Raw genomic sequence first — 22108 nt, forward strand, 5'->3', positions numbered from 1 at the left:
CCGTCCATGAAGCCGACTCGTCTGCTGTTGAGCTGGCTCGGCGTGCTGCTGGGCTTGAATATCCTGCTGGGTACGGCGGCAGCGTTGCAGCTCAAGCTACCCACCAGCCTGCATTCAGTCGCCTGGGGCCTGCTGCTGGCGCTGTTGCTGCTGGCACTACTGGACGCAGCTCGCCTGCACCGCCGCCCCTCCGTGCAGGTACAACGGCAGATGCCAGGCAGCCTGGCGCTGGGCCGCTGGGGAGAAGTACGCCTGAAACTCGAACATGATTACCCACAGCCGCTGACCGTACAGGTGTTCGATCACGTCCCCGACGGCTTGAGTGTGGAGAATATGCCCCAGTCCATCGAACTGCGCCCGGGCGAATGCAGCGAATTGGGCTATCGCCTACGCCCTTTGCGGCGCGGCCATTTCAGTTTCAGTCAATGCGAGATACAGCTGCCCAGCCCCTTGGGGCTGTGGGCCGCACGACGCTTTACCCAAGCCAGCGATGCCACCCGCGTCTACCCGGATTTCGCCCGCCTGTATGGCGCCCAGCTATTGGGTGTGGATAACTGGCTGAGCCAACTGGGAGTGCGTCAACGCCAGCGACGGGGGTTGGGCCTGGAGTTTCACCAGTTGCGCGAGTTCCGCGAGGGCGACAGCCTGCGGCAGATCGACTGGAAGGCCACCGCGCGCCAACGCACGCCGATTGCCCGGGAATACCAGGACGAGCGCGACCAGCAGATCGTGTTCATGCTCGATTGTGGCCGACGCATGCGCAGCCAGGATGCCGAACTGTCCCACTTCGATCACGCACTCAACGCCTGCCTGCTGCTCAGTTATGTCGCCTTGCGCCAGGGCGATGCGGTGGGCCTGTGTACCTTTGCCTGCGACCAGCCGCGCTACCTGGCCCCCGTCAAGGGCACCGGCCAGTTGAACCTGTTGCTCAACGCCGTATACGACCTGGACACCACCCGACGCACAGCCGATTACGAGGCCGCAGCCAGTCAGTTACTGGCGCGGCAAAAACGTCGGGCATTGGTCATTGTGGTGACCAACCTGCGGGATGAGGACGATGAGGCATTACTGACAGCGGTCAAGCGCATCGGCCGACAGCACCGGGTGATGGTCGCCAGCCTGCGCGAAGACGTACTCGACCAATTGCGCCAGTCGCCGGTGCAAACCTTGCCCGAAGCGCTGGCCTACAGCGGCACCGTCGACTACCTGAATAAAAGGGACGAACTGCACGAACGCTTGAGCGCCCACGGGTTGTCGGTACTGGATACACCACCCTCAGGGCTGGGGCCGGCCTTGGTGACACGTTACCTGGGCTGGAAAAAAGCCGGCGTCCTTTGAATGTCACACACCCCAACGTGGATAGCCCGACCTAAGCCGGGCGTGCAGCAAGTAGTGTCTAGGCAGAAGCCTGCAGGGGATCGAAGCTGAAGTAATGCAATAAGGCGTTGATCAGAAGACTGTACTCTGGCGACGCATCAACCACCCTGAACCCGGAATCATAGTGCTGCGGGTTGACGTCCTCATGGCTCCATAAACAGGCAGCTGTAAGGTCAACGGCCTGAAAATCGCCGTCGGCCGCAGGAATCTTCAAGCGCAGCTCGAACTCTACGTCGACCATCATCGGCAATTGGCTGATCAACATCAGCCCATCTTCGGACACGTTACCCAAGTAGCCAATGGGTTTGTCCGTCAGCCGGTTGAACACTTGCAGGAAACAAGACAACTGATGTCGCTCAATCCGTCGATCAGTAAACATGATGAAATCGCCATCCATTGGCCATGACTCTGGCCTTACCAGTGATTCGGAACGGCTAATGCAAGGCCGCTCTCCCTGGGAATCGGTGCGACAACAGCAAGCGCCTTGTCACTCTACGGCTGCCAATCCCAAGCATTCCATCCGTATGAGTACAAACTTGTACAAACGGACATTCAAAGAATAGCCCAAGACTGGCGACGGGCCAGCTATAGAATGACAAATATCATCACAACGAGGCCGGACGTGGCTGCGCAACGCTCGCGCCGGGGTAATGCCCGAGTTGCTGCAGGGTATCGAGCCGGGCACGGGCCCGATAAGCGTACTCACTGGACGGGTACTGATTAATGATGAACTGATAGGTCTGCACCGCATCGACAAACAGCTTCTGCCGCTCCAGGCATTGCCCGCGCAACATCGAGACCTCCGGTTGCACATAGCGGCGGGTACGGCTTTCACGGTCGACCTGGGACAATTCCAGGGTCACGCGTTCGCAGTCACCGACCCCGTACGCACGGTAGGCGTTGTTCAAATGGTGGTCCATCGACCAGCGGGTGCAGCCTGTAACGCTGACGGCCAGGGCAGCAATGAGCAAAATTCGCATGGGGGTTCTCCTGTCTTGTGCAGTGTATCGACCCCTGGTCGAAAATCTTCAAGGATGTTCATTTATTCAATCGAAGCGAAAACAAGCGAATGGCCGATAAGTAGTGCAAACGAACAATGACTACAACCAAAGAGCATAGTAGCCTTCCTCAGCGCTTGAACTCAGGAGTCTGTGCATGTCCGTCCGTCGTACCAAAATCGTCGCCACCCTTGGCCCGGCCAGCAACTCGCCGGAAGTCCTCGAACAGCTGATTCTGGCTGGTTTGGACGTTGCCCGTCTGAACTTCTCCCACGGCACTCCGGACGAGCACAAGGCTCGCGCCAAGCTGGTGCGAGACCTGGCCGCCAAGCATGGCCGCTTCGTCGCATTGCTGGGTGACCTGCAAGGCCCGAAAATTCGTATCGCCAAATTCGCCAACAAGCGGATCGAGCTGAAGATCGGTGACAAGTTCACCTTCTCCACCAGCCACCCGCTGACCGAAGGTACCCAGGAAGTCGTCGGTATCGACTACCCGGACCTGGTCAAGGACTGCGGCGTCGGCGACGAACTGCTGCTGGATGACGGCCGTGTGGTCATGCGCGTCGACACCGCTTCCGTCACCGAGCTGAACTGCACCGTGATCATCGGCGGCCCGCTGTCCGACCACAAGGGCATCAACCGTCGCGGCGGTGGCCTGACCGCCCCGGCCCTGACTGAAAAAGACAAGGCCGACATCAAGCTCGCCGCCGAAATGGAAGTGGATTACCTCGCCGTATCCTTCCCGCGCGACGCCGCCGACATGGAATACGCCCGTAAGCTGCGCGACGAAGCCGGCGGTACCGCCTGGCTGGTGGCGAAGATCGAACGCGCCGAAGCCGTGGCCGACGACGAAACCCTCGACGGCCTGATCAAGGCGTCGGACGCCGTAATGGTTGCCCGTGGCGACCTGGGCGTGGAAATCGGTGACGCCGAGCTGATCGGTATCCAGAAGAAGATCATCCTGCACGCACGCCGCCACAACAAAGCGGTGATCGTGGCGACCCAGATGATGGAGTCGATGATCCAGAACCCGATGCCGACCCGCGCCGAAGTGTCCGACGTAGCCAACGCCGTGCTCGACTACACCGACGCGGTGATGCTTTCTGCAGAAAGCGCCGCAGGCCCGTACCCGCTGGAAGCCGTCCAGGCCATGGCGCGTATCTGCGTCGGCGCTGAAAAGCACCCGACCAGCAAGACCTCCAGCCATCGCATCGGCAAGGTCTTCGAAAGCTGCGACCAGAGCATCGCCCTGGCGGCCATGTACACCGCCAACCACTTCCCAGGTGTTAAAGCGATCATCGCCCTGACCGAAAGTGGCTACACGCCGTTGATCATGTCGCGCATCCGTTCCTCGGTGCCGATCTACGCGTTCACCCCCCACCGTGAAGCCCAGGCTCGCACGGCGCTGTTTCGTGGCGTGTATACCATTCCGTTCGATCCGGCTTCGCTGGCACCCAACGAAGTCAGCCAAAAGGCCATCGACGAACTGGTCAAACGCGGCGTCGTAGAGAAAGGCGACTGGGTCATCCTGACCAAGGGCGACAGCTACCACACCACCGGTGGCACCAATGGCATGAAGATCCTGCACGTTGGCGACCCAATGGTCTGAGTGATCGGTTGAAAAACGAAAGCCCCGCCATGTGAATGGCGGGGCTTTTTTGTCAGTTAAAAAAACATTCACGGCCCATTGTCTACTGTCAGCTCTACCAGTAGACGCCACCCACGAACAGGCGCCCAATCGTGTGTGCGGTCAGACCTAAGGCATATACCGCACCTGCCGCTCTATTCAATTCATGCCGTGTGGAAAGAGCTGAAGTACCCAATAGCAGGCTGGTGGTGGCCGGCGTCTCGGGAGTTGCTGGCAATCGCGTTGCCAGCATGGTGAGAATTTTCGGCTACTGATGTTCTCGTTTTTCCAGAAAGGGCTCCTCCAGGCAGGCACGGCTGAGGTCGTGCCTGCTCTGCCTGATGAGCCTTACTTCCTTGAAATAACCTCCGACAAGGCTGCGATCGCTTCAGAGGATTTCAGGCGCTGGACAAACAACGCGCCCTCCTCCTCGATCACTCGCCGCAACTGCTCACGGTCCACACTTTTCATCAATTGCTTGGTGACTTGCACCGCACCCGACGCCAGGGTGTCAAAGCGTTCGGCGATTTCTCGCGCCTTGGCCAAGGCGGCTTCGCCACTGCCCAGCGCCTCGGTGGCAATGCCCCAAAGGGCCGCCTGTTCGCCTGTGAACTCCTCCCCCAGCAGCAACAATTCAGCCGCCTTCGCGTGCCCCAGCAAGCGCGGCAGGATCAGGCTTGACCCAAATTCGGGACACAGCCCCAGATTAACGAACGGCATGCGCAAACGAGCATCGCGACTGACGTACACCAGGTCGCAGTGCAGCAGCAGCGTCGTACCAATGCCCACCGCTGCGCCCGCCACCGCGGCGATCACTGGTTTGCGGCAATTGAGCAGGCTTTTCATAAAGTGGAACGGTGGGCTGTCGAGGTCGCTGGGCGGCTGTTCAAGAAAGTCGCCGATGTCGTTGCCGGCGGTAAAACACGCGTGGCTGCCCTGAATCAGCACGGCGCTGATGGCGGGGTCCGCGTCAGCCTGCTCCAGCGCTTCGGCCAGCTGCGTGTACATGGCGCGGGTCAGGGCGTTTTTCTTGTCGGGGCGGTTGAACTGCAGGGTCAGCAACCCACGTTCGCGCTGCTGCAGGATGGCGTCGGTCATGGTCAGTCTCGCGGCTGTAGAATTCAGCGCTCAACCACGGGGCAGGAACACATCGGCCAGCAGTTGATTGCGCGGCAATCCCGCCAGGAACAGGCGCTTGGAAAAGGCCTCGACGCTGGCGGGGTGCCCGCAGAGTAAGGCCAGAGTTTGCCGTGAAACAAGCCGCAGTTGCGCCAATGCCTGGGCTTGCTCCGCCGCGGTCCATAGCTCCACCGTCAGGTTCGCATGCTGCGCGGCCAGCGCGGCCAGGGGCTCGGCCAGGTAATGGCCACTGGCATCATGGGCGAGATGAATCACGCGGATAGCCCCCTGGTGATTCTGGCGCAACGCCTCGCGCAGCACGCCCCACAACGGGCCCATACCGGTACCGGATGCCAGCAGCCACAGCGGCTGGGTTTGCCAGGCGGGGTCGTATTGCAACGCGCCGCCGCGCAGTTCGCCCAGGCGCAGGCGGTCCCCGACACGCAGCTGCCGAGCGGCATCGCTGAACGCGCCAGGCTGGCGACACTCGAGATGAAACTCCAAGAACGGATCTTCCTGGGGCAGGCTGGCCAGGGAGTAGGGCCGCGCCACCTGCCCCGCCCACAACACCAGATGCTGCCCGGCCCGGTAGCGCAGGCCGCGCTCCGGTTGCAGGCGCAAGCGCAGTACAGTCGTGTTCAGCCAGTCAGCGCCTACCACTTCGGCCGACAGACCGTCGCGTGTCGGATCGTACGCTTCGACCCGCAAGTCCGCCGTCACCTGGCACTGACAGGCCAGGCGCCAGCCATCCTGGCGCTGTGCCGGGCTGAGGGCGTCGGGTTGCTTGTCCTCGACGTCGCCCTGGCATCGCACCAGGCATGAATGGCAACTGCCGGCGCGGCAACTGTAGGGCACGGCGACGCCGGCCTGGTTCAGGGCATCCAACAGGTTGCTGCCGGTGGAGACCGACCAGTGGCGTTCGCCGACGTGCAGTTCAGGCATACAAGGACTCAAACATTGCGAAGATTGCTAACGATAACGCGGGCAGCATGACGAAACGCATTTTTGTGGCAAGCGGGCTTGCCATAATGCCTGTCAGCCAAGGAGGAACACTGTAACTGTGGCGAGCGGGCTTGCCCCGCGTTGGGCTGCGAAGCAGCCCCAGAACCCGCCGCTGAGGAGTGCCTGATACTCCGTATTCCGATTGATTGGGGCTGCTGCGCAGCCCAACGCGGGGCAAGCCCGCTCGCCACAACAAGCCCGCTGCTGTTTGCTCGTTCTATCTCTTAACTGACAGGCATTCGGGCTTGCCACAGAGTTTGACCATCGTCGGGTGTATCGGCCACCACGCCGGGTTATACTGCCGCGCCTTTTTAGCGTCGCGCCAACAATACCTGCTCTTCTTGGCGACGCGCCTTGGAAAGGTGGTTTCAGCCGACCGATGCACTTCACTGAAGCCACCTTTATTGAATGTTCCCTTATAGAGGAGCGCGACTCATGACCGTGATCAAGCAAGACGACCTGATTCAGAGCGTTGCCGACGCCCTGCAATTCATTTCCTACTACCACCCCGTTGACTTCATCCAAGCGATGCACGAAGCCTATCTGCGCGAAGAATCGCCAGCGGCCCGCGACTCCATCGCGCAGATCCTGATCAACTCGCGCATGTGCGCCACCGGCCATCGCCCGATCTGCCAGGACACCGGTATTGTCACCGTGTTCGTGCGCGTGGGCATGGATGTACGTTGGGATGGCGCCACCATGGGCCTGGACGACATGATCAACGAAGGTGTGCGTCGCGCCTACAACCTGCCGGAAAACGTCCTGCGTGCATCGATCCTCGCCGACCCGGCAGGCGCGCGCAAGAACACCAAGGACAACACCCCCGCAGTCATCCACTACTCCATCGTCCCGGGTAACACCGTGGAAGTGGACGTGGCGGCCAAAGGCGGTGGTTCCGAGAACAAGTCGAAGATGGCCATGCTCAACCCGTCCGACTCGATCGTCGACTGGGTGCTCAAGACCGTTCCGACCATGGGCGCCGGCTGGTGCCCACCGGGCATGCTCGGCATCGGCATTGGCGGCACCGCCGAGAAAGCCGCGGTGATGGCCAAGGAAGTGTTGATGGAATCCATCGACATCCACGAGCTGAAAAAGCGCGGCCCGTCCAACCGTATCGAAGAGATGCGCCTGGAGCTGTTCGAGAAGGTCAACCAACTGGGCATCGGCGCCCAGGGCCTGGGCGGCCTGACCACCGTGCTCGACGTGAAGATCATGGACTACCCGACCCACGCCGCTTCGCTGCCGGTGTGCATGATCCCCAACTGCGCCGCCACCCGTCACGCGCACTTCGTGCTCGACGGTTCGGGCCCGGCATCGCTGGAGGCGCCACCGCTGGACGCCTACCCGGAAATCGTCTGGGAAGCCGGCCCTTCGGCCCGTCGCGTCAACCTCGACACCCTGACCCCGGAAGACGTGCAGAGCTGGAAGCCGGGCGAAACCGTGTTGCTCAACGGCAAGATGCTCACCGGTCGCGATGCCGCGCACAAGCGCATGGTCGAGATGCTGAACAAGGGCGAAGCCCTGCCGGTGGACCTCAAGGGTCGCTTCATCTATTACGTCGGCCCGGTTGATCCCGTGCGCGAAGAAGTGGTTGGCCCTGCCGGCCCGACCACCGCAACGCGGATGGACAAGTTCACCCGCCAGATCCTCGAGCAAACCGGCCTGCTGGGCATGATCGGCAAATCCGAACGCGGCCCGGCCGCCATCGAAGCGATCAAGGACCACAAGGCCGTGTACCTGATGGCCGTCGGCGGCGCTGCTTACCTGGTGGCGCAAGCCATCAAGAAGTCGCGTGTGGTGGCTTTCGCCGAACTGGGCATGGAAGCGATCTACGAGTTCGACGTGAAAGACATGCCGGTCACCGTGGCGGTGGACAGCAAGGGCGAATCCGTCCATATCACCGGTCCTGCCATCTGGCAGAAAAAGATCAGTGAAAGCCTGGCGGTGGAAGTGCAGTAAGCACTTTCCCCGCAAGGATAAAGGCGACTGCGGCGATAAGCCCGGTCGCCTTTTTTTCTGACTGCCGATTGCCCTTTGGCAATCGAGGCGGTCACGGGCGACCAGGCGTCCTGTGGCAAGCGGGCTTGCCATAATGCCGTTCAGTTAAGGCTTTTTTGTAGAAGCGAGCTTGCTCGCGAAGAACTCACAGGCGCCGCGTTCACTCAGGAAACACGCGTTATCGTTGACGTTTTTCGCGAGCAAGCTCGCTCCTACAGAAGGCGATGTACGCTTAACTGAACGGCATTAGGGCTTGCCACAACAAGCCCTCTAGCCACCGTAGCCTCTCCCACCACAAGATCCAGGCAGCTCATGCTATGGTGCTCCCCCTTACTGCGCCTGTTCATCATCGTATGATCGTGATCCCTCGCCCACTGCGCCTGACCTTCTATTCCCTGCTCATCATCGCCGGTGCACTGCTGGCCGCGGCCCTGGCCACGCGCCACGCCGAACGCGTGGCCCTGGTGGACGATGCCGCCCGCGCCAACCAGCAACTCGCGTTGTACGCCAACTCCCTGCACACCTTGATCGAACGCTACCGCGCCCTGCCCGCCGTACTGGCCTTGGACTCGGAAATGATCAGCGCCTTGAAAGGTCCGCTGGATGCCACCACCCAGGACATGCTCAACCGCAAACTGGAACGCATCAACGGTGCCGCCCAGTCTTCCACCCTGGAGTTGATGGACCGCACCGGCCTGGCCGTGGCCGCCAGTAACTGGAACCTGCCCAGCAGTTATGTCGGGCACAACTACGCGTTTCGACCTTACTTCAGCCAAACCCAGAGCCAGGGCGCCGGGCGCTTTTATGCGGTCGGGGTGACCACCGGGGTGCCGGGGTACTTCCTCTCCAGCGCGGTGCTCGATGAACATGAGCAGTTCCTCGGCGCCATGGTGGTCAAGCTGGAATTCCCCGAGCTTGAACGCGAGTGGGCCCAGGGCAATGACCTGCTGCTGGTCAGCGACGCGCGCGGTATCGTGTTTATCGCCAACCAGCCCGGCTGGCGTTATCGCAACCTGAGCCCGCTGTCGGCCAGCGACCTGGCCGAACTCAAGGCCACCCGCCAATACGACAAAAAACAATTGCAGCCCCTGGAAACCCAGGCGTTGCAACGCTTCGACGACAACAGTCACCTGATGCGCGTCAACGGACCTGACGGCAACGCCAACTACATCTGGGAATCCTTGCCGCTGAAGGCTGAGGGCTGGACCCTGCACCTGCTGCGCAAGCCCCAATTCGCCTTTGAAGACCAACGCAACGCCGGCCTGGCCGCCGCTGGCTCCTGGCTGGCGCTGGTGTTTCTGGTGCTGTTCCTGACCCAGCGCTGGCGCCTGGCCCGCTTGCGGCAGCGCAGCCGCGAAGAGCTCGAACAGCTTGTGGAGGAGCGTACCCAGGCGCTGCGCACCGCTCAGGACGGCCTGGTGCAATCGGCCAAATTGGCGGCGCTGGGGCAGATGTCTGCCGCCCTCGCCCATGAAATCAACCAACCGCTGACCGCCCAGCGCATGCAGTTGGCGACCCTGCGCCTGCTGCTTGACCACGGCCGTATAGACGATGCCTACAAGGCCCTGACCCCACTGGACGATATGCTCACACGCATGGCCGCGCTGACCGGCCACCTCAAGACCTTCGCGCGCAAGAGCCCCAGCGGCCTGCGCGAACGCCTGGACCTGGCCACCGTAGTCGATCAGTCTCTGCAGTTGCTCGACGCGCGCCTGCGCGATGAAGGCATCGGCACCCTGCTGGACCTGACCCGCCCCGCCTGGGTACGCGGCGATGCGATCCGCTTGGAACAGGTACTGATCAACCTGCTGCGCAATGCCCTGGATGCGATGGCGAACAAGCCGCGCAAACGCCTCGAAATCCACCTGCACGCTGATGAGCAGCTGTGGCGACTGACCGTCAGCGACAGCGGTGGCGGCATTGCCGAAGAACACCTGAACAGCGTGTTCGACCCCTTCTTCACCACCAAGCCGGTGGGAGACGGCCTCGGGTTGGGGTTGGCGGTTTCCTACGCTATCGTGCACGAACTGGGCGGGCGCCTGATCGCCGGCAACCGTGGCGACGGCGCCGTCTTCACCCTGACCCTGCCTATCGCACTGGAGACACCCGACCTATGTTGAATGCGGTGATTGTGGTCGATGACGAAACCAGCATTCGCACGGCCGTCGAGCAATGGTTGAGCCTGTCGGGATTTGAAGTGCAGCTTTTCAGCCGTGCCGAAACGTGCCTGGCGCAGTTGCCCAAGGATTTTCCCGGGGTGATTCTGAGCGACGTGCGCATGCCCGGGCTCAGCGGCCTGGAGCTGCTGGCCGAAGTGCAGCGCCGTGATGCCGACTTGCCGGTGATATTGCTCACTGGCCATGGCGACGTACCGATGGCCGTCGAAGCGATGCGCGACGGTGCCTACGATTTCCTGGAAAAACCCTTCAGCCCCGATGCGCTGCTCAACAGCCTGCGCCGCGCGCTGGACAAACGTGGGCTGATTCTCGAAAACCGTCGCCTGCATCAACAGGCCGACCACCGGGAGAAACTGGAGAACAGCCTGCTGGGGGTGTCCCGAAGTTTGCAAAACCTGCGACGCCAGGTGCTGGACCTGGCGACGTTGCCGGTCAATGTGCTGATCCGTGGCGAAACCGGTAGCGGCAAGGAAATGGTCGCCCGCTGCCTGCATGATTTTGGTCCTCGGGCGAAGAAGCCGTTTGTGGCGCTCAATTGCGCGGCGATCCCAGAGCAGCTGTTTGAAGCCGAGTTGTTCGGCCACGAAAGCGGTGCATTCACCGGCGCCCAGGGCAAGCGCATCGGCAAGCTGGAATACGCCCACGGCGGCACCCTGTTCCTGGATGAAATCGAAAGCATGCCCCTGGCCCAGCAAGTGAAATTGCTACGGGTGCTGCAGGAGCAAAAGCTGGAGCGGCTCGGCTCCAACCAAAGCATCCACGTCGATTTGCGCATCATCGCCGCCACCAAGCCGGACCTGCTGGAAGAGGCTCGCGCCGGGCGCTTTCGCGAAGACCTGGCCTACCGGTTGAACGTCGCACAACTGCGCCTGCCACCGCTGCGTGAGCGCCGCGAAGATATTCCCTTGCTGTACGAGCACTTTGCCCAGAGCGCCGCCGAACGCCTGGGCCGCAGTGCCGAGCCATTGAGCGGCCCGCAACTGGGACGCCTGCTCAGCCATGACTGGCCGGGCAATGTGCGCGAACTGGCCAACGTCGCCGAACGTCAGGTCCTGGGGCTGGGCGATCCGGAACCCGAGGGCATCGAGGTCGGGCAATCGCTGGCGGCGCAGCAGGAGGCGTTCGAGGCGCACTGCCTGAAAGCCGCGCTGGCGCGGCACAAGGGCGATATCAAGGCGGTGCTGGCCGAGTTGCAACTGCCGCGCCGTACCTTCAATGAAAAGATGCAGCGCCATGGGTTGGTGCGGGAGATGTTTCTCTAGGCGAATCCTTGTGTTGACTCGCAGGCCGCTATCGGGGGCAAGCCCCCTACCACATTTTGATCTGTGAACACGCTCAAGTGTGGGAGGGGGCTTGCCCCCGATGAGGCCTGCAGCGATAAGCGGATTTCCGCTCACCCCCCTTAAAACCATCAGCGACTTTCCGCTCAAAAAATCCGCCAAACCCCTCTAGACCGGGCGTTCATCCAGCTGGCACAGCTCCTGCTATAGCTCGAGCCAGGCTGCGTTCGCTTTGCTCACGCCGCTCCATAAAAACAACTAGATGAAGGATCCTTCAATGGATAACTCCAACGCCCTGCCTCTGGGGTCGGCGGCCGCGCCGACAAAAGAGCGCACCACTTCCAGCCGGATCAAGTCGATTTTCAGCGGCTCTGTCGGCAACATGGTCGAGTGGTACGACTGGTACGTCTACGCCGCTTTCTCGTTGTACTTCGCAAAAACCTTTTTCCCGAAAGGCGACACCACCGCCCAACTGCTCAATACCGCCGCGATCTTCGCCGTGGGCTTCCTGATGCGCCCGATCGGCGGCTGGCTGATGGGCCTGTACGCCGACAAAGTGGGGCGTAAAAAGGCCTTGATGGCCTCGGTGTACCTGATGTGTTTCGGCTCGCTGCTGATTGCCCTGAGCCCGAGTTATGAAGTCATCGGTATCGGCGCGCCGATCCTGCTGGTATTTGCCCGTTTGCTGCAGGGCCTGTCGGTCGGGGGCGAATACGGCACCTCCGCCACCTACCTCAGCGAGATGGCAACCAAGGAGCGTCGTGGTTTCTACTCCAGCTTCCAATACGTGACCCTGATCTCTGGCCAGCTCATCGCTCTGGCCGTACTGATCGTGCTGCAACAATTGCTGACCACCGAGCAGTTGTATGCCTGGGGCTGGCGCATCCCCTTCGCCATCGGCGCCCTGTGCGCGGTCGTGGCGCTGTACCTGCGTCGTGGCATGGAAGAAACCGAGTCGTTCACCAAGAAGGAAAAAGCCAAGGAAAGCGCAATGCGCACCTTGATGCGCCACCCCAAGGAACTGATGACCGTGGTCGGCCTGACCATGGGCGGTACCCTGGCCTTCTACACCTACACCACCTACATGCAGAAGTACCTGGTGAACACCGTCGGCATGAGCATCTCCGACTCCACCACCATCTCGGCGGCCACGCTGTTTCTGTTCATGTGCCTGCAACCCCTGGTCGGTGGGCTGTCGGACAAGATCGGCCGTCGGCCGATCCTGATCGCATTCGGTATCCTCGGCACCCTGTTCACCGTGCCGATCCTCACCACCCTGCACACCATCCAGACCTGGTGGGGCGCGTTCTTCCTGATCATGGCGGCGCTGATCATCGTCAGCGGCTACACCTCGATCAACGCGGTGGTGAAGGCCGAGCTGTTCCCGACTGAAATCCGCGCGCTGGGCGTGGGCCTGCCGTATGCACTGACCGTGTCGATCTTCGGCGGTACCGCTGAATACATCGCGCTGTGGTTCAAGAGCATTGGCATGGAAACCGGTTATTACTGGTACGTGACGGCCTGTATCGCGGTGTCTCTGGCGGTCTATGTGACCATGAAGGACACCCGCAAGCATTCGCGGATTACCACGGACTAACCGCTGGATGCAGTAGAAAATGTGGGAGGGGGCTTGCCCCCTCCCACATTTGGCATCAGGACAACTCTGCCACTTCGCGCCGCACATAGCGCCGCTGTGCGTACGACGCCCCGACAATCATCACCACCAGCACCGCCGCCAACACCGCCGACGAACCGATGGTGCCGAAGTCCAACCCGCCCTTTTCGTGGGGCTTGGTCAGGAAATCGCCCAGGGTCGCACCAAATGGCCGAGTCAGCACGAAGGCCACCCAGAACAACAACACCGACGAAATCCGCGTGAAGTACTTGAGCGCCACCACCGCTGCGATGGTGGAGCCAATCAACAACGCGCCACCGGCGAAGCCGAGCCCGGAATCATCCGCCAGGAAGTCGCCCAGCGCGGTCCCCAGGGTGTTGGAGAACAGGATCGCCATCCAGTAGAACAACTCTCCCCGGAAGGTCTGCACCTTGTTCACGTTCAGCGAGTCGCCACTGAGGTGCCACAACGCAAAGATGATCATCAAAATCACGATCAGGATCATCGACCCCGTGGCATAACCCAGGCCCAGGCTGCGGTCCATGAAGTCCGACATGGTGGTGCCGGCAGTGCTGGTGGACAGGATCACAATCCAGTACAGCACCGGGTTGTAGGCTTTCGACCAGAGTTGCGTCACCAGGGTAACCAGGAACACGCTGATCAGGATCATCGAGCTGATGGCGTAGCCAACGTTCAGGGTCATCGACAGCAAGTCCCCGGCGGTTTCGCCCAGGGTGGTTGCGCAGATTTTCATGACCCAGAACGCCAGGGTGATCTGAGGAAGTTTGTTCATTGGGGGGCAAGGCTCCGAAGCTTCAGTCTGTCAAATAGCCGACTTATAGGGGGTGTCGACGTTGCGCGCAGACTGAACGGGGCGCTGTGAAAAATAGGTGGGCGTTGAATGAAAATTCCATAGGGCCAATGGAAATTCACTGCCGTGGATTGCACTATGGCTACCTTCCCGAACCCCGCAGCAGGAACCCCGGCCATGCCTGACGATATCTATTTCTACGAACCCGCCAACGGCCACGGCCTGCCCCATGACCCGTTCAATGCCATCGTCGGTCCACGGCCGATTGGCTGGATCTCCTCACACGACAGCAACGGCCGCCTGAACCTGGCGCCCTACAGTTTCTTCAACGCGTTCAACTACATTCCGCCGATCATTGGTTTTTCCAGTGTCGGGCGCAAAGACAGCCTGAACAATATCGAACAGACCGGCGAGTTTGTCTGGAACCTGGCCACCCGCCCGTTGGCCGAGCAGATGAACCAGAGTTGCGCGGCGGTAGGACCAGAGGTGAACGAATTCGAGTTGTCCGGGCTGACACCGGTGGCTTCGAAGATCGTGAGCGTTCCGCGAGTGGGCGAGAGCCCGGTATCGTTCGAGTGCAAGGTCACGCAGATCATCCAGCTGCAACGTGCGGACAAGCAACCGGTGCCAAGCTGGCTGGTGCTGGGCGAGGTGGTCGCGGTGCACATTGCCAAGTGGCTGCTCAAGGACGGGATCTACGACACCGCCGCCGCCGAGCCGATCCTGCGGGGCGGCGGCCCGGCGGATTACTTCCAATTGGGCCCTGAGGCGCTGTTCAAGATGTATCGCCCAGGCGCCACCAAACCCTGACTGAAATACAGTCAAAAAAAGGGGGGGCTTGCCCCGATGGCAATGGCACATTCAACATCTTTGTTGACTGTCACACTGCTATCGGGGGCAAGCCCCCTCCCACATTAGATTGTCGGCGTTGTTCAGCTGGCGGCGCTCGCCCAGGTCAGTTGACCCTCTTCATCAACATCGATCAACCGCTCAAGCTGCACGGTGGCCGCATCATCGGCGTCGGAGGCCGTCTTGAACGTCTGCCCATCCAGGATCTTGTGAAATTTCGGGGCGCCCATGCCATCCAGTGCCTTGACGGCGACGGCAGCGCTGTAGGCCCCTTCACCCGGTACTACGGCGGAAACGGCTTCGTGGTGGGCAAATTGTTTACGTGCCATGTTGCAGGTCCTGGCCAATGGAAAAGTTGGCCATTCTAACCATTAACCGGCCAGTTGCAGGTACTCACCGTAGGCGTTGGCGGCGGATGCATCGGTGAAGGTCTGGAAGTCCATGCTGCGCACCACCATGTCGTTCAACAATTCGGTGAAGAGCATCAGGGCCGGCGAACTGAAGTAAGCGCTCATTGCCTGCTCGCTGCTCCAGAAGCCGGAGACCAACCAGACATCGGGGTCGACCTGGGAATGCTGCAACGAAAATTGCAAGCAACCCTGAGCCTGGCGGCCCGGTTCGATCAAACTGCTCAAGCGTGCACCGAGTTCGGTGCTGCACCCGCTGCGGGCGCGGATAAAGGCCATATGGCTCGCGGGAATGGGGGTGGACATATTCGACTCTCCCGTTGAGAAGTGATGCTCGGCAAGCACTGTGAGGGTGTGTTGCCACAGGATCAAAGATAGCGGCGCAATGGTGAGCGCGGTTAGTCGATTCCTGCCGGCTTATTGCACAATCCTGCGAAAAGCGTAGAGAAGGACGCTCGGCCCGCCGGTTTATTCCGTGGGCAAACGCCTTGTTTCAGGGAGATGACAGCCCCTACGCTTGCCTGATTCACGAAAGGTCGCAGGATCAGGCAAGGATTGTGCAGAATCGTCGTAACACTGTTTGAAAAGCGGCCGCTAAGCTGAGCCCATCAAAAAAGCATGCAGAGGACGCCTCATGTCGTCGCCCGAACATCAGTCCATGCCCCTCGATGCCGAGACGGAAAAACAGCGCGCCGAGCTGGCGAGTATCGTGCATCGTCATACCTGGGAAGACGGCTCCTATGGCACGGCGATTACGTCACTGTTCCTGAACCGCCACAACACGCCGCGTGACTTCATGCCGGTGCTGGTGGAACCGGCGTTGTGCATCCTCGCCAACGGCAGCAAGGAAGTGCGCCTGGCCGACGAAATCTTTGCCTACGACCCGCTCAACTACCTGGTGTTCTCGGTGGCGATGCCGGTGGCCGGGCGGATCATCGATGCCACGCCGGAAGATCCGAACCTGTCGGTGCGCATCAATATCGACCCGGCGCAGCTCACGGCCTTGATCGCCGAAGCCGGCCCCATGGGCGTGCCCACGCGTCCGACATCGCGCGGGATGTATGTGGACCGCATCGACCCCCAGTTGCTCGACGCCGTGCTGCGCCTGGCGCGCCTGCTGGATACCCCGAAAGACATCGCCATGCTCGCGCCGTTGATCAACCGTGAAATCCTCTACCGCTTGCTGCGTGGGCCGCAAGGTTATCGGTTGTATGAAATTGCCGTGGCCAACAGCCAAAGCCATCGGGTCAGCCAGGCGATCAAGTGGCTCAACGGCAATTACGAACAACCGCTGCGCATTGATGACTTGGCCAAGGAAGTGAACCTGAGCGTCTCGACCTTGCACCACCGCTTCAAGGCAATCACCGCCATGAGCCCGCTGCAATACCAGAAACAGTTGCGCTTGCAGGAGGCGCGGCGCCTGATGATCGCCGAAGGGCTGGAAGCGTCGGCGGCCGGGTATCGGGTGGGGTATGAAAGCCCGTCGCAGTTCAGCCGGGAGTACAGCCGGTTGTTTGGGGCGCCGCCGCTGAGGGATTTGGCAAGACTGCGCCAGAGCGTCTGAGCCAATGAAGATCAAAATGTGGGAGGGGCTTGCTCCCTCCCACATTTGATCGGCGCTGTTTGCTAATCCAGGGTTCGGGGGAGTTGTAACGTGACTCGCAAGCCGCCTTCGCGCAAGTTCTGCAAACTCACCTCGCCGCCATGGCTATGGGCGATATTGCGCGCAATGCCCAGGCCCAAGCCGTAGCCCTGCTGCTGGCCGGCAAGGCGGAAGTGCGGTTCGAAGACTTGCTCCAGACGCTGTTCCGGTACGCCGGGACCTTCGTCATCCACGTGCAGGATAAATTCCGCGCCATCGTCCTCGATGTGCAAATGCGCGTTCTGCCCATACTTCAAGGCATTGTCGATCAGGTTGCCGATGCAGCGCTTGAGCGCCAGCGGCTTACCCGGGTAAGGCGCCAAGGCATAGCCGTCCAACGTGACGCGGCCGTTGCCGTTGGGCGCCACATACGGCTCCACCAGGCATTCGAGCACATGATTGAGGTCCACCGGTTCGATGTTTTCGTGGATGTCGGTGTCTTTCACACATTGCAGCGCGCCTTTGACCAGCAACTCCAACTCATCCAGGTCGCGGCCGAACTTGGTTTGCAGGTTCTCATCTTCAAGCAATTCAACCCGCAGGCGCAGGCGGGTAATTGGCGTGCGCAGGTCGTGGGAAATGGCGCTGAACAACTGGCTGCGTTCGGTCAGGTAACGGCTGATGCGTTCGCGCATGGCTTTGAACGCACGGCCTACCTCCACCACTTCACTGCCGCCGCCTTCGGCCACCGGCTCCACGTCGGCGCCCAGGGACATATCCCGCGCCGCCCGTGCCAGGCGCTTGAGCGGCCGGCTCTGCCAGTGCACCAGCAGGCCGATGAACAGCAGTAAAAAGCCACTGGTCAGCACGATAAACCACACCTGCTGAGACGGCAGGCCCTGTTCTTCGAGACTGGTGTAGGGCTCGGGCAACAGCGACGCAATGTACAACCATTCGCCGGGGGCGAGTTGGATCTGGGTGACCAGTACCGGTGGATTCACCGGCTCCAGGGTCAGCGCGTAATGCGCCCAGGAGCGGGGCAGTTCATCGAGCTTCAAACCGGCGTTGAAGATGCGCAGGTCTTCGGCGCTGACGAACTCCACCGAGATATGCACGTCGGCGCCCAGGGTCTGGCGCAGCACTTCGTCGACCGCTTCCAGCACCGCTTGCTTGCGCGGGGTCTGCGGCAATATCGCCATGTCCAGCGGGCGATCGTTGAGGGTGACCACAAACCGGGTGCCGCCCATGCTGCGCAACTGGTCGAGCACCAAGGGGCGGTAAGCCACCGGCAGCGAACGGAAATAACTCACGCTCGCGGTCATCGAGTGCGCCAGGCTGCGGGCGCTGGTGACCAAGCCTTCGAGCTGGGTGGCGCGCAATTGCGAAACCCAGATCACGCTGGACAGCGCCTGGGCGAACAACACCGCGAGCAAAGTCAGCAGCAGCATGCGCCCCAGCAACGAACGCGGTACCGGGAAGCGCCGGCGACGCTCGGTCAGGTGTTCAGTGGGCATTGCCGGCAACCACGCTGGCTGCCAGTTGATAACCGCTGCCACGCACAGTGCGGATCAGCCTCGGGGGTTTTTCGGTATCGCGCAGGCGTTGGCGCAGGCGGCTGACGGCCATGTCGACGATGCGGTCCAGCGGCATCAGGTCACGGCCACGGGTGGCGTTGCCGATGGTGTCGCGGTCGAGGATCTGTTGCGGGTGATCGAGAAACAACTTGAGCAAGGCAAAGTCGGCACCGGAGAGAATCACCTCTTCACCGTCCACATGAAACAGGCGGTGGCTGATCATGTCCAGGCGCCATTCATCGAACACCAGCACGTCGCCATTGCCGCTGCGCTCCTGGCCAAACTGGCAGCGGCGCAACAGGGCCTTGATGCGCGCTTGCAACTCGCGGGGGCTGAAGGGTTTGCCGATGTAGTCATCGGCGCCCAGCTCCAGGCCGATCACGCGGTCGGCTTCGTCGGAACTGGCCGTGAGCATAATGATGGGCACCTGCGCCTGGCGCGGGTGCTGGCGAATCCAGCGGCAAAGGCTGAAACCGTCTTCGTCCGGCAGCATCACATCAAGGATAACCAGGTCGCACGGCGCTTCGTTCATCGCCTGGCGGAACCCCGCGCCATCCGGCACGCCACGCACCTGGAAGCCGGCACGACTGAGGTAGGTTTGCAGCAATTCGCGGATTTCCTGGTCGTCATCGACGAGGAGAATCGATTTACTGATTACGCTCACGGGGTCCTCCTTGTTGTTATGGGGGTGTTATTGATGGCCTCATCGGGGGCAAGTCGAATCGTCGCACCACCCCTCCTACATTGGAATACGTTCCAAATGTGGGAGGGGCTTGCCCCGATGAGGCCATCAGTCCCTATGCAAACGCCTGTTCCAGTGCGACGCCAGCCCCGGTCAACCCGGAATACGGCGCGGTCACCAACCACACCGGAATACCTTTGAAGTAGTCGCTCATGCAGCCTTTGTCGCTGAAGCTTTTGGCAAAACCGCTGTGGATAAAGAAGTCGGCAAACCTCGGTATCACACCGCCCACGATGTAGACGCCACCGCGACCACCCGTGGTCAGCACGTTGTTACCCGCGACCCTGCCCAGCCAGATGCTGAACTGATCCAAGACTTCCATCGCCACCGGGTCGCCGGCCAGGCCTGCCGCCGTCACGGCTTCAGGAGTTTCCAGCACCGGGGTGTGGCCGTCCACGGCACAGATCGCCCGGTACAGACGCGGCAAACCGGCGCCACTCAAGACGCTTTCGGCGCTGACATGGCCGATCTCATTGTAAATGTGCTGCCACAGCTGGGCTTCCCGCGGGCTGCTCAGGGGCAGGTCGACATGACCACCCTCCCCCGGCAACGCGGCCCAACGGCCGCCGCCCAAGTCCAGCAAGGTGCCGACACCCAGGCCGGTGCCCGGGCCGATCACCACCGCCGGGCGCAACGGCTCCGGCGTGCCTTCGCAGACCACGCGGAACTCGTCGGGCTTAAGGCGGGTCATGCCCAGGGCCATGGCCGAGAAATCATTCACCAGCAACAGCTCATCCACCTGCAAAGCCCGGCAAAACGCAGTCTTGCTCAAACGCCAGTGATTGTTGGTGAATTTAAATTCATCCCCGCTCACCGGACCGGCCACCGACAGGCACACCGCACCGATGTCGCCGATTTCCAGGCCTTCTTCCTGGAGATAGACCTTGATCGCGTCTTCAGGGCTCTTGTGATCCGCCGTGGCATGCACACGAATCGAATGCAGGGCCTGATCCCGCCACAACGCAAAACGGGCGTTGGTACCCCCGATATCACCGACCAGCGCAAGCTTCACTTAAGCGTCTCCAGGGCAGAGGTAAAGGCGCTGGCGCCCTGCTCTGCGGAGCTTGCGGCCAAGCGCATAAATGCAAACAGCTCGCGACCGGCCCCCACGTTATTGCCCAACAGGCCCGTGGCTGGCGCGCGCGCTGCAAATTCTTCGGCGTCCACCTTAAGCTCCAAGGTGCCTTTCACGCCATCCACACGAATGATATCGCCATCGCGCACCCGTGCCAGCGGCCCGCCGCTCTGGGCTTCGGGGTTGACATGAATCGCGGCGGGGATCTTACCCGACGCGCCCGACATACGCCCATCTGTCACCAACGCCACCTTGAAGCCACGGTCCTGCAATACGCCAAGGAACGGCGTCATCTTGTGCAGTTCCGGCATGCCGTTGGAGCGTGGCCCCTGGAAGCGCATCACCGCGACGAAGTCTTTTTCCAACTGGCCGGCCTTGAACGCATCGGCCAGGTCCTGCTGGTCCTGGAACACCACCGCCGGAGCTTCGACGATCTGGTGCTCCGGCGCCACGGCGGAGACTTTCATCACGCCACGGCCCAGGTTGCCTTCCATCACGCGCAAGCCGCCTTCCGGGGAGAACGCACGGGCCACCGGGCGCAGGATGGCTTCATCGAGGCTTTCGATCGGGCCATCGCGCCAGATCAGCTCGCCGTCGACCAGGAACGGTTCCTGGGTGTAGCGGCTCAGGCCCTTGCCGGCCACGGTATTGACGTCTTCGTGGAGCAGGCCGGCTTCCAGCAGTTCGCGGATCAGGAACGACATGCCGCCCGCCGCCTGGAAGTGGTTGATGTCGGCCTTGCCGTTTGGATACACGTGGGACAGGGTGGGCACCACCTCAGAGAGGTCGGCCATGTCTTGCCAGGTCAGGATGATCCCCGCCGACATGGCGATGGCCGGCATATGCAGGGTGTGGTTGGTGGAACCGCCCGTGGCGTTGAGGGCGACGATGGAGTTGACGATGGATTTCTCGTCGACGATCTCACCGATCGGCGTGAAGTTGCCGTTCGCCTTGGTCAAGCGCGTGACCTGATGGGCGGCTTCGCGGGTCAGCGCATCGCGCAGCGGCGTGTACGGGTTGACGAACGAGGCGCCGGGCAAGTGCAGGCCCATCACTTCCATCAACAGCTGGTTGGTGTTGGCAGTGCCGTAGAAGGTGCACGTGCCAGGGCTGTGGTAGGACTTCATCTCCGATTCCAGCAGCTCTTCGCGACTGGCCTTGCCTTCGGCGTAGCGCTGGCGCACATCGGCTTTCTGCTTGTTGGAGATGCCCGACGGCATGGGCCCGCCAGGAACGAAGATCATCGGCAGGTGGCCATAGCGCAGTGCGCCCATCATCAGGCCGGGCACGATCTTGTCGCAGATGCCCAGCATCAGCGCCGCGTCGAACATGTTGTGGGACAGCGCTACCGCCGTGGACATGGCGATCACTTCACGGCTGAGCAGGCTCAGTTCCATGCCGGGCTCGCCTTGGGTCACGCCGTCGCACATGGCCGGGGTGCCGCCGGCGAACTGGCCGACCGAGCCGACTTCGCGCAGGGCTTTCTTGATCTGTTCAGGGAAATGTTCATACGGCTGGTGCGCCGAGAGCATGTCGTTATATGACGAAACAATTGCCACGTTGGCGGCGTTCATCATGCGCAGGCTATTTTTATCTTCGGTGCCGCAACCGGCCACGCCATGGGCAAAGTTGGCGCATTGCAGCTTGCCGCGCATCGGGCCGTCGCTGGCTGCGCCGCGAATGAGCGCAAGGTATGCCTCACGGGTTGCACGACTGCGGGCGATAAGCCGTTCGGTGACCTCAAGAACGCGGGGATGCATGTGTAGAACTCCAGGCTAACGGATGTGGCGACCTGAGTGTCTATGCTGATCAAACGCCCGCAGCACATGGGATGGCAGGGAGTCGTTTAAATCATCGGACCAGTTGATTCAGGTC

19 protein-coding genes are annotated in these 22108 nt (G+C 61.5%); 8 read left to right on the plus strand and 11 right to left on the minus strand.

Annotation, left to right across the window (positions count from 1 at the left end; translation table 11 throughout):
* Positions 1-6 precede the first annotated feature (6 nt).
* A complete protein-coding gene (locus tag AC1Q6I_RS15460) occupies positions 7-1338 on the plus strand; it encodes a DUF58 domain-containing protein (RefSeq protein ID WP_102623801.1) in 1332 nt (443 codons plus the stop codon).
* A 58-nt stretch (positions 1339-1396) separates the two neighbouring features.
* On the opposite strand, the gene AC1Q6I_RS15465 is transcribed toward AC1Q6I_RS15460, so the two are convergent.
* A complete protein-coding gene (locus AC1Q6I_RS15465) occupies positions 1397-1756 on the minus strand; it encodes a PilZ domain-containing protein (protein ID WP_102623806.1) in 360 nt (119 codons plus the stop codon).
* Positions 1757-1982: 226 nt separating this feature from the next.
* Positions 1983-2357, minus strand: a complete 375-nt coding sequence (locus tag AC1Q6I_RS15470; protein WP_024077178.1) for a tol-pal system YbgF family protein — start codon at positions 2355-2357, stop codon at positions 1983-1985.
* Positions 2358-2532: 175 nt separating this feature from the next.
* On the opposite strand from AC1Q6I_RS15470, the gene pyk reads away from it, so the two are divergent.
* The gene (gene pyk / locus AC1Q6I_RS15475; protein WP_024077179.1) at positions 2533-3984 is read left to right on the plus strand and encodes a pyruvate kinase; all 1452 of its coding nucleotides are present in this window, start codon (positions 2533-2535) and stop codon (positions 3982-3984) included.
* A 366-nt stretch (positions 3985-4350) separates the two neighbouring features.
* Here pyk and AC1Q6I_RS15480 read toward each other — a convergent pair whose 3' ends face one another.
* Entirely contained in the window at positions 4351-5100 is a 750-nt protein-coding gene (locus AC1Q6I_RS15480) for an enoyl-CoA hydratase-related protein (RefSeq protein WP_102623802.1), read from the minus strand.
* Between the two features lie 30 nt (positions 5101-5130).
* Positions 5131-6063, minus strand: a complete 933-nt coding sequence (locus AC1Q6I_RS15485) for an iron-sulfur-binding ferredoxin reductase (protein WP_102623803.1) — start codon at positions 6061-6063, stop codon at positions 5131-5133.
* Between the two features lie 495 nt (positions 6064-6558).
* Between AC1Q6I_RS15485 and AC1Q6I_RS15490 the strand changes: the two genes are divergently transcribed.
* From AC1Q6I_RS15490 to AC1Q6I_RS15505, 4 genes are all read left to right on the plus strand, one after another.
* The gene (locus AC1Q6I_RS15490; RefSeq protein ID WP_024077182.1) at positions 6559-8082 is read left to right on the plus strand and encodes a fumarate hydratase; all 1524 of its coding nucleotides are present in this window, start codon (positions 6559-6561) and stop codon (positions 8080-8082) included.
* Between the two features lie 392 nt (positions 8083-8474).
* Positions 8475-10241 carry an ATP-binding protein gene (locus AC1Q6I_RS15495; RefSeq protein ID WP_041161010.1) on the plus strand — a complete coding sequence of 589 codons (1767 nt, stop codon included), beginning with the start codon at positions 8475-8477 and terminating at the stop codon, positions 10239-10241.
* Complete coding sequence (locus AC1Q6I_RS15500) at positions 10235-11560, plus strand: sigma-54-dependent transcriptional regulator (RefSeq protein WP_024077184.1); 1326 nt, start codon at positions 10235-10237, stop codon at positions 11558-11560. Before AC1Q6I_RS15495 ends, AC1Q6I_RS15500 begins: the two co-directional genes overlap by 7 nt.
* A gap of 295 nt (positions 11561-11855) precedes the next feature.
* Positions 11856-13175, plus strand: a complete 1320-nt coding sequence (locus tag AC1Q6I_RS15505; RefSeq protein WP_024077185.1) for an MFS transporter — start codon at positions 11856-11858, stop codon at positions 13173-13175.
* A gap of 55 nt (positions 13176-13230) precedes the next feature.
* Here AC1Q6I_RS15505 and AC1Q6I_RS15510 read toward each other — a convergent pair whose 3' ends face one another.
* On the minus strand, positions 13231-13986 hold the full coding sequence (locus AC1Q6I_RS15510) for a COG4705 family protein (RefSeq protein ID WP_024077186.1): 756 nt from the start codon (positions 13984-13986) through the stop codon (positions 13231-13233).
* 195 nt (positions 13987-14181) lie between these two features.
* On the opposite strand from AC1Q6I_RS15510, the gene AC1Q6I_RS15515 reads away from it, so the two are divergent.
* Positions 14182-14814 carry a flavin reductase family protein gene (locus tag AC1Q6I_RS15515; protein ID WP_069076917.1) on the plus strand — a complete coding sequence of 211 codons (633 nt, stop codon included), beginning with the start codon at positions 14182-14184 and terminating at the stop codon, positions 14812-14814.
* Positions 14815-14936: 122 nt separating this feature from the next.
* Here the strand turns inward: AC1Q6I_RS15515 and AC1Q6I_RS15520 are convergent, their stop codons facing one another.
* Positions 14937-15182: a hypothetical protein gene (locus AC1Q6I_RS15520; RefSeq protein WP_024077188.1), complete on the minus strand. Its 246-nt coding sequence runs from the start codon at positions 15180-15182 to the stop codon at positions 14937-14939.
* 42 nt (positions 15183-15224) lie between these two features.
* Positions 15225-15566 (minus strand): antibiotic biosynthesis monooxygenase family protein, encoded by a 342-nt coding sequence (locus tag AC1Q6I_RS15525; protein ID WP_024077189.1) that lies wholly within the window; start codon positions 15564-15566, stop codon positions 15225-15227.
* 328 nt (positions 15567-15894) lie between these two features.
* On the opposite strand from AC1Q6I_RS15525, the gene AC1Q6I_RS15530 reads away from it, so the two are divergent.
* The gene (locus AC1Q6I_RS15530) at positions 15895-16824 is read left to right on the plus strand and encodes an AraC family transcriptional regulator (protein WP_024077190.1); all 930 of its coding nucleotides are present in this window, start codon (positions 15895-15897) and stop codon (positions 16822-16824) included.
* A gap of 62 nt (positions 16825-16886) precedes the next feature.
* Here AC1Q6I_RS15530 and AC1Q6I_RS15535 read toward each other — a convergent pair whose 3' ends face one another.
* The 4 genes from AC1Q6I_RS15535 to edd all read right to left on the minus strand — a co-directional run bounded on the left by AC1Q6I_RS15535 (position 16887) and on the right by edd (position 21993).
* On the minus strand, positions 16887-18356 hold the full coding sequence (locus tag AC1Q6I_RS15535) for an ATP-binding protein (RefSeq protein ID WP_102623804.1): 1470 nt from the start codon (positions 18354-18356) through the stop codon (positions 16887-16889).
* The gene (locus AC1Q6I_RS15540; protein ID WP_024077192.1) at positions 18346-19080 is read right to left on the minus strand and encodes a response regulator; all 735 of its coding nucleotides are present in this window, start codon (positions 19078-19080) and stop codon (positions 18346-18348) included. Before AC1Q6I_RS15540 ends, AC1Q6I_RS15535 begins: the two co-directional genes overlap by 11 nt.
* A 133-nt stretch (positions 19081-19213) precedes the next feature.
* A complete protein-coding gene (locus AC1Q6I_RS15545) occupies positions 19214-20170 on the minus strand; it encodes a glucokinase (protein ID WP_024077193.1) in 957 nt (318 codons plus the stop codon).
* Positions 20167-21993 (minus strand): phosphogluconate dehydratase, encoded by a 1827-nt coding sequence (gene edd / locus AC1Q6I_RS15550; protein ID WP_024077194.1) that lies wholly within the window; start codon positions 21991-21993, stop codon positions 20167-20169. Before edd ends, AC1Q6I_RS15545 begins: the two co-directional genes overlap by 4 nt.
* Between the last annotated feature and the right edge of the window lie 115 nt (positions 21994-22108).

The organism is Pseudomonas sp. MPR-R2A5 (assembly GCF_058793055.1).